The organism is Acidovorax sp. GW835-FHT14B10 (assembly GCF_058793725.1).
The window spans coordinates 17,109-29,894 of the sequence record NZ_JBXAGC010000004.1; the positions used below are offsets into that span (position 1 = coordinate 17,109).

Below are 12,786 nucleotides of genomic sequence, written 5' to 3' on the forward strand. Positions count from 1 at the left end.
GATGAAGCCGCTGCAGGGTCTGCGCATCCTGGATCTGTCCAGTGTGATTTTTGGCCCCCTGGCCAGCCAGATCCTGGCCGACTATGGGGCGGAGGTGATCAAGGTCGAGCCGCCGGAGGGCGACTCGACCCGCCACACCGGCCCCACCAATGAGCCGGGCATGGCCGCCATGTTCCTCGGCTCCAACCGCAGCAAGAAAAGCGTGGCGCTGGACCTCAAGCAGGCCGGCGCCCAGGAAGCGCTGGCCGCCCTGATCGCCACCGCCGATGTGCTGATGCACAGCATGCGGCCGCAAAAGCTGGCCGCCCTGGGCCTGGCGCCCGAAGCGCTGCGCCAGCGCTTTCCGCGCCTGGTGTACGCCAGCCTGGTCGGCTTTCTGCCCGGCCCCTACGCCGGCAAGCCGGCGTATGACGACGTGATCCAGGGCATGTCGGGGCTGGCGGACCTGATGGAACGCCAGGGTGGCGAGATGCGCTACCTGCCCACGATTGCCGCCGACAAAACCTGCGCCCATGTGGCGGCGCATGCCATCCTGGCGGCGCTGTGGCAGCGCGAGCGCACGGGCGAGGGCGCGTTGGTGGAAATCCCCATGTTCGAGTCCATGGTGGGCTTCAACCTGGTCGAGCACTACTACGGCCAGCACTTCGAGCCGCCGCTGTCGGCCCCCGGTTATCCGCGCGTGCTGGCGCCCTGGCGCAGGCCCTACCGCACGGCCGACGGGGCGGTGGCCATGATGCCGTACACCAATCTGCACTGGCAGCGCTTCTTCACGGAAGTGGGGGTCCCCGAGATGGCGCGCGATGCGCGCTTCATCGACATCGCCAGCCGCACGCGCCACATCGCCGAGCTGCTGGAAATCGCCTCGGGCTTCACCGAGCGCCACACCACGGCCCACTGGATCGCCGCCTGCGAACGGCTGGAAATCCCGGCCGCGCCCGTGGCCCGGCTGCAGGACCTGCCGCAGGACCCGCACCTGGTGGCCACCGCATTCTTTGAAACGGTGGCCGACCCGGCCCTGGGGGAATTGCGCTTTCCTGGTGTGCCGGTGCGCTTTGACGGGCAGCGCCCCGCCATCACCATGCCGCCGCGGCTGGGCGAACACACCCGGGAGCTGCTGGCCCAGGCCGGGCTCGGCGCCGCGCAGATCGAGGCCCTGCTGGGCGCGCGCGCAGCCATCGCACCCGCTAATTGACAAGGACCACCGACATGCCATCTCAGAACACGCCCGTCCCCCACCACACCCCAGCGGCGCCCGCGGGCGTGGACCGCAGCCTGCCCCGCCTCGGCCAGGGCTTCGTGTGGCAGGACCTGCGGGTGGGCCAGCGCTTTCGCACCTTCCGCCGCACGGTCACCGAGACCGACCTGGTCAGCTTCATCGGCGTGACCGGCATGCTGGAGGCGATCTTCATCGAAGACGGCTACGAAGGCGGCGCCATGGCCGGGCGGCCCGTGCCGGGGGCGCTGACCTATGCGCTCATCGAGGGCTTCATCCTGCAGACCATGATCCAGGGCACGGGCCTGGCCATGCTGGAGCTGCACCAGAAGATCCTCGCGCCCGTCTTGGTGGGCGACACCATCGAGGCGGTGGTGGAGGTGACCGACATCCGTCCCACGTCCCGAAGCGGTCGCGCCGTGGTGACCTCGCGCATCGATGTTTTCAATCACCAGGGCGTGATGGTCATGACCTACACCGCGACCCGTCTGCTGGCCGGACGCGCCTGAGAGCCGATTTCCCTTCCCACAACAACCCAGGAGACAAGCACCATGACAACCATCGATTCGACCACCCCCGTCCTGCGGCCGCAAAAGAGGCGCCGTTGGAGTCTGGCTTTGCTCGGCTGCGCCGCTGGCGTGGCGGCCCTGGCTCCCATGGGCCTCGCCCAGGCGCAAAGCTACCCCAGCAAGCCCATCACCCTGGTGGTGCCCTTCCCGCCGGGCGGCCCCACCGACCAGGTGGCGCGCGTGCTGGCGCAGAAGCTGGGCGAGCAGATGGGGCAGCCGGTGGTGGTGGACAACAAGCCCGGGGCCAACGGCAACATTGGTGGCGCCCTGGTCAGCAAGGCGGCGGCCGACGGCTACACCGTGCTCTACAACACCTCGTCCATCACCCTGAGCCCGGCCCTGTACAAGAAGCTGACCTACGACGTGCAGAAAGACCTGGCGCCCGTGGCGCTCACCGCCGTGGTGCCCCTGGCGCTGGTGGTGCACCCCAGCGTCCCCGCCAACACCGTGCGCGAATTCGTCGAGTACGCCAAGGCCAATCCGGACAAGCTCTCCTACGGCTCGGCGGGCAATGGCAACGTGACCCATCTGGCGGCTTACCAGTTCACCAAGCACCAGGGCATCAACGCGGCGCATATAGCGTACCGCGGCAGCGCCCCGGCAGACGTGGACCTGGTGGCGGGCCAGATCCAGTTCATGACCGACACCATCAACTCGGTGATGCCCTTCGTGAACGACAAGCGGCTGAAGCTGCTGGCGGTCACCACCGCCAAGCGCATGTCTTTGTACCCCGCCGTGCCCACGCTGGCGGAAACCGTCATGCCCGGCTTTGAAGCGGGGGCCTGGCAGGGTGTGATGGTGCCCGCCAAGACGCCAGACGCCGTGGTGCAGCGCCTGAGCACCGAGATCAACAAGGCGCTGCAAAGCGACGATGTGCGCACCAAGCTGGCGGTGCAGGGTGCGGAGCCGCTGGGCTCGACCCCGGAGGAGTACCGCAGTTACATCGGCAAGGAACTGCAGCGCTGGGCCGGCGTGGTGAAGTCCACGGGCATCACGCTCGACTGAGGCGGCTTTGCCCTGACGTCCGCGGCGCGGGGCATTCCGCACCGCGCCCGTGCGATATGGCTTCGGGGCTACCATGGGCGCGTTTTTTCCTGAACGCACCTCCATGCCTGGCCACTTCCTCCCCGCACCCCTGCTGTCCACAGCGGCGCGGGCGTGTGCGCCCGTGGACCAGTCGCCCACCCTGCGCGCGCTCTACGGGTTCCAGGCCCGCAGCTGATACCGCGCCGGCCCCGCGTGCAAGGGGCTGGCGCAAGCCCCTGGCGCGGCGCCGCGCGCGCACCGCCCCACGGGCCCCGGCACATCCCAACCCTCCCCTTTGTCTGTAAGGCACCGCTGCGCCGCTTGGCACAGCGGTGCCATGGCCATGGCGGCCACACCGCTGGAGTTCGTGACGATGGACCTCGTGCTGCCCACTTTCCCCTCTGTTTTGTCCGGGCCTTGGCCCGACCTGCGCGCCTGGTGGCGCCGCGCCATGGAGCTGCGCATCGACGTCGACCCGCCCGCCGAAGGCGCCCTGGAGCAGGAACTCGACACCCTGCACCGGCGCCTGTACACGCCGGGCGACCGGCTCTGCGGCCTGCCCATGGACCCGCTGCCGGACCCGCGCTTCGCCATGCACCGCCGCGAGGCCGACGGCGAGTGGTATGTCTATGTGGAAGACCGGCTGGAGCGCCGTCTGGCGGGCTACACCGTGTTCAACCGCCTGATCGAGGTGGACCGCCACACCGACCCGCATGTGCGCGCGCCCCACTCCAAGTACGCCCCGGCCTACCAGCGCCGGGGCCTGGCCACGGCGGTGTACGGCTGGGCGCTGGGTGCCGGCACCTGCCTGGTGTCGGGCGCGCGCCAGTCCAGCGGGGCGCATGCACTGTGGCGCTCGCTCATGCGCCGCCACGCCTGGGGCTACGTGGATCTGCGCAACAAGCGGCTGGTGTACCTGGGCCGCGCGGTGAGCGCGCCCCGGCGCGAGGCCTTGCCGGTGCGCATGCTGCTGCTGGGTGCCGGCTGGACGCTGCCGGCGTTTGCCGCCGCCGTGCGCATGGCGCAGGAAGGCGATGGCCAGGAGCCACGCCAGCGCGAGGTGACCGCCGCCTGAGCATGGGGAGGGGCGACGGCACCCGCAGGGCGCCTGCATAATGGACTTTCCGCGCCGTGCCGCACCCCGGAGCCCTGCCCATGCCGACCCCGCCCGCGCCCAAACGCTTCTCCATGATCCGCGAGTTCCATCTGGCGGACTGGTTCACGCTGGGCAACGCAGTCTGCGGCGTGGGGGCCCTGTTCTCGGTGATGTCGTACCTGGAGACCGGCGAGGTGGTGCACATCTACTTTGCCTGCGCCCTGGTGCTGGCCGCACTGATCTTTGATGTGCTGGACGGCCGCATCGCGCGCTGGCGCCAGAAAAGCTCGGCCATGGGCCGCGAGCTCGATTCGCTGGCCGACGTGATCTCGTTCGGCGTGGCGCCCGCCATCATTGCCTATGGCTGCGGCATGCAGGGGCTGTACGACCGCATCGTGCTGGCCTACTTCGTGGCCTGCGGGGTGTCGCGCCTGGCGCGCTACAACGTCACGGCCGAAACGCTGTCGGGCGACGACGGCAAGGTGAAATACTTCGAAGGCACGCCCATCCCCACCTCCATCGTGCTGGTGGGCCTGCTGGCCCTGGCCGCCTACCTGGGGGCGGTGCGCGCGCACCTGTGGTTCGGCCAGGTGCTGATTGGCGGCTTCACGCTGCACCCGCTGGTGCTGCTGTTTGCGCTGTCGGGCTCGTTGATGATCAGCCGCATCCGCATTCCGAAACTCTGATCACCTGCCCGGGCACTGCACTGCCTGCACCGCGGCGCCCGCCTGCCGCCATGGCCGCATGAACTCCACCATGGAGGTGGCATGCACGGGACGTTACGCTTTCGCGGGGTGCTGCACAGTACACTTTGTCCTTTTGGCCCCCCAGCGGCGCGCCTGCCCGGCGCCAGGTGGCGTGCCCTTCATCCTGCAATCCATCCATGGCCCTTGAAACGGCGGCGCAAGCCCGCAACAGCTTTGACCTCAAAAGCGCCTCGCTGCCCGTGGTGGCCGTGGTGCTCAAGACCACCGACGCCGCACAGTTTGCCGCCGACCTGGCCGAGCGCGTGGCCGATGACCCCGGTTTTTTCGACAACGATCCGGTGCTGATCGACCTGGGACCCGTGCGCGAGGCGCCCGAGCCCATCGACTTTGCCGCCATCACGGCCCAGTTGCGCCGCCACAGCACCTTGCCGGTGGCCGTGCGCGGCGGCAGCGTCGCCCAGATGGAGGCTGCGCGCGCCGTGGGCCTGGCCGCTGCACCCGATGCCCCACCGGCCCGCACCGAAGCGCCAGCGCCCGAAGTGCGCGAGGTCATTCGCGAGGTGGTGCATGAGGTCGAAGTCGTGCGCGAGGTACCCATGGCCGGCCCCGGCACCGTGGTGGTCGACAAGCCCCTGCGCTCGGGCCAGCAGGTCTATGCGCGCGGCGCCGACCTGGTGGTGATGGCCGTGGTCAGCTTTGGCGCCGAGGTCATTGCCGACGGCAACATCCATGTCTATGCCCCGCTGCGTGGCCGCGCCATTGCCGGTGCGCGCGGCAACACCGAGGCCCGCATTTTTTCGACCTGCCTGGAGCCGCAGCTTGTCTCCATCGCGGGCATCTACCGCACCACCGAGACCGCGCTGCCCGCCAATGTGGCGGGCAAGCCGGCCCAGGTGCGGCTCGACGGCGAGAAGCTCCTCATCGAGCCGCTGGCCTGAGAGCCTGAGAGTCTTTCGTCCATGCCCGCTCAACACGCCAAAACGCCCCCGCTCGTTGTTGCAAATGCTCGCCATAGCCCGAGCTATGGCTGCGCTTTGCGCCTAGATCGGGGGCGTTTTGACGCGCTGCACGGACACGGCCAAAAAACTCTCAGGCTCTGAACCCCGTTTTCATTCGTATCAACTCCCACAGAGAATCAGCACACATGGCCAAAATCGTCGTCGTGACCTCCGGCAAGGGTGGCGTGGGCAAGACCACCACCAGTGCCAGCTTTGCCACCGGCCTCGCCCTGCGCGGCCACAAGACCGCCGTGATCGACTTTGACGTCGGTCTGCGCAACCTGGACCTCATCATGGGCTGCGAGCGGCGCGTGGTGTATGACCTGATCAACGTGATCCAGGGCGAGGCCAACCTCCACCAGGCCCTCATCAAGGACAAGCAGTGCGAAAACCTGTTCGTGCTGGCTGCCAGCCAGACGCGCGACAAGGAGGCGCTCACGCAAGAGGGCGTCGGCAAGATCCTGACCGATCTGGCCGGCATGGGCTTTGAATACATCATCTGCGACTCGCCCGCCGGCATCGAAAGCGGCGCGCTGATGGCCATGCACTTTGCCGACGAGGCGCTGCTGGTGACCAACCCTGAGGTGTCTTCGGTGCGCGACTCCGACCGCATCCTCGGGATGCTGGGCAGCAAGACCAAGCGTGCCATCGAAGGCGGCGAGCCCATCAAGGAGCACCTGCTCATCACGCGCTACAACCCCAGCCGGGTCGAAGACGGCCAGATGCTGAGCCTGGAGGACATCCAGGACATCCTGCGCATCAAACTCATCGGCGTGATCCCCGAGTCCGAAGTGGTGCTGCAGTCGTCCAACCAGGGCACGCCCGCCATCCATGCGCAGGGCACCGATGTGTCCGAGGCCTACAAGGACGTGATCGACCGCTTCCTGGGTGTCACCGACAAGCCGCTGCGCTTCATCGAGGCGGAAAAGCCTGGCTTCTTCAAACGCCTGTTCGGGAGCAAATAAGCCATGGCTTCTTTCCTCTCTTTCCTGCTTGGCGAAAAGAAGAAAACCGCCAGCGTCGCCAAAGAGCGCCTGCAGATCATCCTGGCGCACGAGCGCAGCGGCCGCAATGCCGCCGAGCCCGACTACCTGCCCGCGCTGCAGCGCGAACTGGTGGCGGTGATCTCGAAATACGTGAAGATCAGCCCCGACGACCTCAGGGTGCACCTGGAACGCCAGGACAACCTGGAAGTTCTCGAAGTGAAGATCGAGCTGCCCGAGTTTGGGCGCTGAATTTTGATCAAACCGGCTTCCAAGGTGCATGGAGCGTGCGCCGGAAGCCATCGACAGAGGAGCGCTACGCGCTTCACCGCGAATGCTTCGCGAACTTTTCGGCGATCACCTGCGTGATCGCTCAGGTCGCGTTGGCCCGTCATCTACTGCGCCTACGCTGATCAAGCCAAAGGGTTACATCGACGGCAGCATCGCACGTTCTCATGTCTCGACCGCACGCGTGCTCACGGTGCGCCGAGCAAGACCTTGAAAGGGAGGGCCATCCGGGAGTATTTCAGCAGTCTGCCGATGGACCGGGCAAATGCTGGCCGATCACCTGGGCTTGTCCAGCCAGACCGTCAACCGCCTGGAGGATGGTCATGCCGAGACCGCTGTGCATATTCCTCCAACTGACCCAAGCGATCGTTGCCCCAGAACAGCTTGCCCTCACAGAAAAAACTGGGCGCACCGAAGACGCCCCTGTCTTGTGCCTCCTGTGTATTTGCCTCGATCGCGCTTTTGCAAGTCGGATCGTCAATTGACGCAAGCACCGCGCTTCCGTCGAGCCCAACGGCAGCGCCAATATCAGCGAGTTGGTGTGCATCGCTGATGTCTTTGGATTCGCTCCAGTAGGCACGCATGACGCCGAGTACGAAGCCTTCAGCCTGTCCCTGCTGTGCGGCATAGACCGTGGCACGCAATGCTCGTGCGGGACGCAGCGGAAAATCGGGATGGTAGCGAAGTTCGATACCCAACGCCTCCGCCCAGTCTTGCATATCGGATTTGAACCAGTGAACAAAAGCTGCGTTGGCTTCCAGGGGGCGGCGTCCGTCAATCCGCTCGATCAAGCGTGCCAGATGCATGGGTTTCCAAACTATTTCCCGCCCCAAACGGGCTGCAACGGCTCCCAGGCGCAAGGCTGCGAAATAGCACCACGGGCTGTGGTAGTCGAAAAAGAATTCGATGGACCCTGGGCTCGCATGTTTGGGGGGAGCGCCCGGATCGGTGGCAAGAAAATTCTCCAACCGAACAACGGCCCGTTCATGAACGCCGTGCATGATGGATCGTCCATCCTGATGGGCAGACACTGAAAACCGGAGCCGCCTTCCCTCCACGGTTTCCAGTTTGGCATGTGCGACTACTTCCCGCCCCGGAAAGGCGGGTGCCACATGGGACACATCGATGCGGGTACCGACCGAGGCTTCACCAGGTTCGTAAAAATCTCTGATTGCGCGGTGGCTGACCTCCTCCAGCAATCCAATGAGATAGGGTGACGAAACGACCATCACGTCGGTATTGCCGATAGCCGCAGCGGTCGAGTCTGGTCCCGGAACGGCGCAGTGTATGGCACTGCATCCGGATGCCGGCGACCTCATGCGAGTGCGTCCAGTTGGCTGGCCAGAGCAGCAGCCTGCAGATCGCGCTTCTTGATCTTCCCGCTGGAGGTCATGGGCCATTCGGTGACCTGAAAGTATCGGATCGGGTGCTTGAATGCGGCTACTTTTCCGGCCAAGAATGCCTTCAGATCGGCGGTCATTGCGGGCGCGCGCAAACTGATGGCTGCCGCTACCGTCTCGCCATAGTACGTATCGGGCAAACCAAAGACGGCAACCTCTGCCACGGCCGGATGTTCTCGCAACAGGTTCTCGACCTCCACTGGGTAAATATTCTCGCCTCCACGGATGATCATGTCTCGCAACCGGCCTCCAGCCACCACGACACGTCCGTCCGTGCGCAGGTAGCCCAGATCGCCTGTTTGCATCCATCCTTGATCGTCAATGGTTTTGCTGGTGGCCTCCGGCTGGTGAAGGTATTCCATCATCACCATCGGTCCCCTCACTTCGATTTGTCCCAACTCCATCGGAGCCACGCAGGCACGTGTTTCGGGGTGCGCAATCCGCAGTTCCATGCCCTCCAATGGCAAGCCACTGGTTTCCCATCGAAAAGGACTGTCCGGCTCGTCAAGGGCAATCAGGGTACTGGCCTCTGTCTGACCATAGACCTGCACCAAACCGGGTATCGGGAAATCGGCCGCGCATCGTGCGAGCACGCCCGGGTCGCAATCAGAGCCCCCACAGGTACCTGCACGCAGCGAACTGAGGTTGTAACTTGGCCGTTCTGGGTGCTGCAGCATGCTCAGATACGAGGTGGGTACGCCGGTGAGCAGAGTGCAGCGCTCGCTTTCAATAATGCGGAACATATCCTGTGCGTCGAACGCAGGCACACCCACATAAGTTGCGCCTTGGGTCAGGCAGCCCATCAGGTTCATGATGCATCCCGCGCAGTGAAACAGCGGAATGATCGATGTCCAACGGTCCTCGTGGGTGAGCTTCAGCCGACGAGCGCTTGCGGCAGCGTTGAGCATCATTCCACCAAAAGACAACGCAGCCCCTTTGGGCTGCCCCGTTGTCCCGGAGGTGTACTGCACACTGCCCATGGCGGCCGCCGATGCCTGGGTTGGAACAAAAGCATCACCGCAGTCTTCGATCAGTTGGTCATAGGCCAAGACGTCCGGGCACTCTACCGGATCAAAACAGATAACGTGTTTCAGTGCCGGCGCTTCCGGTCGCTGGCTGACAATCATGTTCAGGTAGTTGCTGGATCGAAAGCGCTGTGAGAACAGGATTGCCTTGGCTTGGCTGTGGTTCAACACAAAACACAGGTCTTTTTCTCGAAAATGCGTGTTGATCGGCACGAGGACAGCACCGATTCCCGCAAGTGCTGCCTGAGTCACCGCCCATTCGACCCGGTTCTCTGCCCACAGCGCGACGGTATCACCTTCACCAATTCCCATGCGGCGCAGCGCCTGTGCCAGCCGCTCCGCTTGATCCAGCCACTGGCTGAAGCTCAATCGCTTGTTGGCGAGGGGGAAAACGACACCATCTTGATCAGGCCACCTATGAGCGCACTGCACAAGCGCTTCGTAGGAGTTGCGGGGAGCGGGACTGATCCTCGCGCGGTCATTCAACATTGCAGCCCGGCTGGGCTTCTCAGCAATCGTATGCATCTGCGAACTCACTTTTATTTGACTGGCCCACCTGCTTCACAGCGAAGCATGGCGGGCCGTGCCAGCATCAGGCGGTTGATGAAACTTGTATGTCGAGGTCGTTCCAGATTGCATCAAAGTGGTCGTTGAAGCGGGTAGAACGCCGCAATGCAATTGGATCGTCCTCGGATACTCCGAGATCGATGTCGTAGATGGCCTTGACGGTGCTGGGTCGGTGAGATAGCACCAGAACACGATCGGCCATGGCAACTGCCTCGCCAATGTCGTGTGTCACGAGAATGGCTGCCTTGTTTCTGTCACGAATGATGCGTCTGACATCGCCTTGCAGCACCAGCCGGGTCTGGAAATCCAGAGCAGAAAATGGTTCGTCCAGCAAGATTGCCTTGGGGTCCAGCGCGAGCGTTCTCATGAAAGCGACGCGCTGACGCATGCCCCCGGACAAGGAGCTGGGTCGAGCCGCCTCAAAGCCTGCCAGGCCATAGCTCTTGATGAGACCTGCTGCGCGTTCTCTCGCCATGCCAGTTTCGACCCCCTGGACTTCCAGTCCGAGTGTGACGTTGTCCAGAACACTTCGCCAAGGCAGCAGCAAGTCCTTTTGCAGCATGTAGCCCACGTGCCCACGTGCACCGTCGATGCGCTCCCCATCAACGTAGACGGCCCCCGAGGTTGGCTCCAGCAGACCCGCGATGATGTTGAACAGTGTGGATTTTCCACAGCCAGAGGGGCCAACGATCGCAAGAATTTCGCCTTCGTGAAGCGCGAAGTTCACGCCTCGGAACACCACCACTTCGCGCTCTGAACCCGCGTTGAACGTCATCGATACATTGCGAGCTTCCAGCACGGCATCGCTATTTTTTTTCACCATTTGAACCTCGCTTCGACTTTGAGCAGAACAATGTCCAGCACCAGTGCCAGGACCATGAGACAGAAAATCCCGACGAATACCGCGTTGAGGTCGTACAGTGCGCCCGCGTTGTAGATGAAGTAGCCCAAGCCCTTTTTGGCGGAGATGTATTCCCCCACGACCGCGCCAATCATGGCAAAGCCAATGTTCAATCGCATCGTGGCCAAAATCCATGGAGTTGAACCTGGAACGATGACCTTGCGCCAGATGGTCAACCGGCGAGCGCCAAGCGAACGCATCAGCTTGACGAGATCCTGATCCACCTCTTGCGTGCCTTGATAGACCGATATCAGTGCAACGATGAAGGTCAAGCTGGCGGCGATTGCGACCTTGGCTCCCATATCCACGCCAAACCAAACAATCACCAGTGGCGCCAGTGCGATTTTGGGCACACCATTGATGGCGACGATGATGGGGCGCAAGACGCGTGCAACCGTGTCAGACAGCCACAGCATGAGACCCGCGGCGCTGCCCAGTGTGGTACCGATCGCAAACCCTATGATTGCCTCGAATGCGGTTGCACCCATATGGACAAAGAGGTCGCCTTCTCGGATCAGGACCAGGCCTTTCTCCAGGATGCCCGAGGGTTGCCCATACAGGTACACAGGCGCAACGCCGGATCGCACCAGCAACTCCCATGCCAAAAGCATGCCCAGCACCAGTGTGGCTTGATAGAAAGTAATTCGAAGTGTTGAGCTCATGGCGGTAGCGCTGCTGGAGCGATCGGATTGGCTTGCTGCGATGGAGGTAGTGGCCATGGTCAAGCTCCGGCACCAAAGGCCTCCGTGGCCTTTTGCGCAAATCGGTTGTCAACCATCTCCTCAAAAGTCAGTGCCTTGCGGATGGTTCCGGCCAAGGAGTCGTGCTCGACGCTGGCATCCCATTCGGCCTTCGAAATAATGGGATTGGTTGGCACAAAACCCTTCGTGGCCAGAAGGCGGGCACACCCTGCTGCAACAACCGATCGATCAAGGTTGCTGAATTCAGCGCCCATGGCGCTGACGTAAACCGGGTTGTTTTCGCGAATGAGTTTCATGGACGCTGCAATGGCGTTGCAAAATCGCTGGATCAGGTCTGGATTCGAGACCAAGTAGTCGTTTTTCACCATCACGGAGGTCAACAGGATTGGCCCCATCTGGTCCGCGAAGCCATAGGCGACCTCCAAGCCTTGCTGCGCAGCGATACTTGCGTCCCATTCGAAAACCACACCTACATCTGCGCGCTTGTCGCGGACCGCGCCGACGATCGATCCTGGGGGTCCCTCAACGAACTCGACGCCTGAGGACTTGGGGTCTATTCCTGCGAATTTCTTCATCGCAAACGTGGGCGAAGTGACCGTGTTGGAGGGGTACCGCAGGCTGGCCACTTTTTTGCCTTTGAAGTCGGCGAGGGATGTGAACGTAGTGCCCGGTCGAGTGATCACCCACATACCCAATGCACCACACATCTTGGCGACCACTTTCATCTGGCCACCCTCCAGGGTGGAATTCACAGCCATCCCGGTGCCAGTCACGGCCAACGGAGCACGACCAGACAGTGCGATCGATACGGGTTCAACGACCGTGCCGCCAACATTGACCGTGACCGCAAGTCCTTGCTTTGCAAACAGCCCATTGCGCGCAGCAACGTAGATCGGACCGTAGTTCGCCAGTTTCAGGCCGGTTGTCAAAGCAATGGGGATCGTTGTCTGTCCCAATACATCCTTGACGCTCAGCGTCATCAGCGCAGCGGAAGCACCAAGCGCTCCGATGCTTTTGAGCGCGCTGCGCCGGTTGCTGCTGTCTTCTGTTTTCATAAGAACTCCTGTGCGTCAGTGAGATTGAAAGGTCTTGCACGTATTGCCATGGGTTGCCGTTGTTTGCGGCGGTGACCCTGTGGCAGCAAAGAGGGAAACCAAGACGAGGCCAGAAGGCGATGCCGGACATCGTGGTCGGCCGACGCGGAGCTGGCCCGGGTCGGTGCTGATACGCGCGCGCGCTGTAGGGCGCCAGATGTGAATCTTCACTGTTGTCTCCTATATACGGAACGGACCGTTTCTTTTTTATAAATATA

General features: G+C 63.3%; 13 protein-coding genes. 8 read left to right on the forward strand and 5 right to left on the reverse strand.

Annotated features, from left to right (window positions below; all coding sequences use genetic code 11):
* Position 1 precedes the first annotated feature (1 nt).
* The 8 genes from AC1Q5S_RS04735 (at position 2) to minE (ending at position 6,844) form a co-directional block, all read left to right on the forward strand.
* Positions 2–1,192, forward strand: coding sequence for a CaiB/BaiF CoA transferase family protein (locus AC1Q5S_RS04735; protein WP_422205926.1), 1,191 nt, complete (start codon positions 2–4; stop codon positions 1,190–1,192).
* Positions 1,193–1,206: 14 nt separating this feature from the next.
* On the forward strand, positions 1,207–1,722 hold the full coding sequence (locus AC1Q5S_RS04740) for a MaoC family dehydratase (protein ID WP_303834198.1): 516 nt from the start codon (positions 1,207–1,209) through the stop codon (positions 1,720–1,722).
* A gap of 42 nt (positions 1,723–1,764) precedes the next feature.
* Entirely contained in the window at positions 1,765–2,787 is a 1,023-nt protein-coding gene (locus tag AC1Q5S_RS04745) for a Bug family tripartite tricarboxylate transporter substrate binding protein (RefSeq protein ID WP_422205928.1), read from the forward strand.
* A 364-nt stretch (positions 2,788–3,151) separates the two neighbouring features.
* Positions 3,152–3,883, forward strand: coding sequence for an N-acetyltransferase (locus tag AC1Q5S_RS04750; RefSeq protein ID WP_492238412.1), 732 nt, complete (start codon positions 3,152–3,154; stop codon positions 3,881–3,883).
* An 80-nt stretch (positions 3,884–3,963) separates the two neighbouring features.
* Entirely contained in the window at positions 3,964–4,590 is a 627-nt protein-coding gene (pssA, locus tag AC1Q5S_RS04755) for a CDP-diacylglycerol--serine O-phosphatidyltransferase (protein ID WP_303834200.1), read from the forward strand.
* A 197-nt stretch (positions 4,591–4,787) separates the two neighbouring features.
* Positions 4,788–5,549: a septum site-determining protein MinC gene (minC, locus tag AC1Q5S_RS04760; RefSeq protein ID WP_303834202.1), complete on the forward strand. Its 762-nt coding sequence runs from the start codon at positions 4,788–4,790 to the stop codon at positions 5,547–5,549.
* Positions 5,550–5,755: 206 nt separating this feature from the next.
* Positions 5,756–6,574: a septum site-determining protein MinD gene (gene minD / locus AC1Q5S_RS04765; RefSeq protein WP_303834205.1), complete on the forward strand. Its 819-nt coding sequence runs from the start codon at positions 5,756–5,758 to the stop codon at positions 6,572–6,574.
* Positions 6,575–6,577: 3 nt separating this feature from the next.
* Positions 6,578–6,844, forward strand: coding sequence for a cell division topological specificity factor MinE (gene minE, locus AC1Q5S_RS04770; protein WP_026434817.1), 267 nt, complete (start codon positions 6,578–6,580; stop codon positions 6,842–6,844).
* A gap of 338 nt (positions 6,845–7,182) precedes the next feature.
* On the opposite strand, the gene AC1Q5S_RS04775 is transcribed toward minE, so the two are convergent.
* The 5 genes from AC1Q5S_RS04775 to AC1Q5S_RS04795 all read right to left on the reverse strand — a co-directional run bounded on the left by AC1Q5S_RS04775 (position 7,183) and on the right by AC1Q5S_RS04795 (position 12,529).
* Entirely contained in the window at positions 7,183–8,280 is a 1,098-nt protein-coding gene (locus AC1Q5S_RS04775; protein WP_492238413.1) for a thioesterase, FlK family, read from the reverse strand.
* Positions 8,196–9,830 carry a class I adenylate-forming enzyme family protein gene (locus AC1Q5S_RS04780; protein ID WP_422204016.1) on the reverse strand — a complete coding sequence of 545 codons (1,635 nt, stop codon included), beginning with the start codon at positions 9,828–9,830 and terminating at the stop codon, positions 8,196–8,198. Before AC1Q5S_RS04780 ends, AC1Q5S_RS04775 begins: the two co-directional genes overlap by 85 nt.
* Before the next feature lie 67 nt (positions 9,831–9,897).
* The gene (locus tag AC1Q5S_RS04785; RefSeq protein WP_492238414.1) at positions 9,898–10,695 is read right to left on the reverse strand and encodes an ABC transporter ATP-binding protein; all 798 of its coding nucleotides are present in this window, start codon (positions 10,693–10,695) and stop codon (positions 9,898–9,900) included.
* On the reverse strand, positions 10,689–11,492 hold the full coding sequence (locus tag AC1Q5S_RS04790; RefSeq protein ID WP_303834210.1) for an ABC transporter permease: 804 nt from the start codon (positions 11,490–11,492) through the stop codon (positions 10,689–10,691). The genes AC1Q5S_RS04785 and AC1Q5S_RS04790 overlap by 7 nt, the downstream gene beginning before the upstream one ends.
* A 2-nt stretch (positions 11,493–11,494) precedes the next feature.
* Positions 11,495–12,529, reverse strand: coding sequence for an ABC transporter substrate-binding protein (locus tag AC1Q5S_RS04795; protein ID WP_303834212.1), 1,035 nt, complete (start codon positions 12,527–12,529; stop codon positions 11,495–11,497).
* Positions 12,530–12,786: the final 257 nt, after the last annotated feature.

Bases quoted from the DNA above. Each gene is read 5' to 3' on its own strand.
- AC1Q5S_RS04735 (WP_422205926.1), top strand. From the start codon at position 2: ATGAAGCCGCTGCAGGGTCTGCGCATCCTGGATCTGTCCAGTGTGATT.
- AC1Q5S_RS04740 (WP_303834198.1), top strand. From the start codon at position 1,207: ATGCCATCTCAGAACACGCCCGTCCCCCACCACACCCCAGCGGCGCCC.
- AC1Q5S_RS04745 (WP_422205928.1), top strand. From the start codon at position 1,765: ATGACAACCATCGATTCGACCACCCCCGTCCTGCGGCCGCAAAAGAGG.
- AC1Q5S_RS04750 (WP_492238412.1), top strand. From the start codon at position 3,152: ATGGCGGCCACACCGCTGGAGTTCGTGACGATGGACCTCGTGCTGCCC.
- pssA (WP_303834200.1), top strand. From the start codon at position 3,964: ATGCCGACCCCGCCCGCGCCCAAACGCTTCTCCATGATCCGCGAGTTC.
- minC (WP_303834202.1), top strand. From the start codon at position 4,788: ATGGCCCTTGAAACGGCGGCGCAAGCCCGCAACAGCTTTGACCTCAAA.
- minD (WP_303834205.1), top strand. From the start codon at position 5,756: ATGGCCAAAATCGTCGTCGTGACCTCCGGCAAGGGTGGCGTGGGCAAG.
- minE (WP_026434817.1), top strand. From the start codon at position 6,578: ATGGCTTCTTTCCTCTCTTTCCTGCTTGGCGAAAAGAAGAAAACCGCC.
- AC1Q5S_RS04775 (WP_492238413.1), bottom strand. From the start codon at position 8,280: ATGGCCCATGACCTCCAGCGGGAAGATCAAGAAGCGCGATCTGCAGGC.
- AC1Q5S_RS04780 (WP_422204016.1), bottom strand. From the start codon at position 9,830: ATGCATACGATTGCTGAGAAGCCCAGCCGGGCTGCAATGTTGAATGAC.
- AC1Q5S_RS04785 (WP_492238414.1), bottom strand. From the start codon at position 10,695: ATGGTGAAAAAAAATAGCGATGCCGTGCTGGAAGCTCGCAATGTATCG.
- AC1Q5S_RS04790 (WP_303834210.1), bottom strand. From the start codon at position 11,492: ATGGCCACTACCTCCATCGCAGCAAGCCAATCCGATCGCTCCAGCAGC.
- AC1Q5S_RS04795 (WP_303834212.1), bottom strand. From the start codon at position 12,529: ATGAAAACAGAAGACAGCAGCAACCGGCGCAGCGCGCTCAAAAGCATC.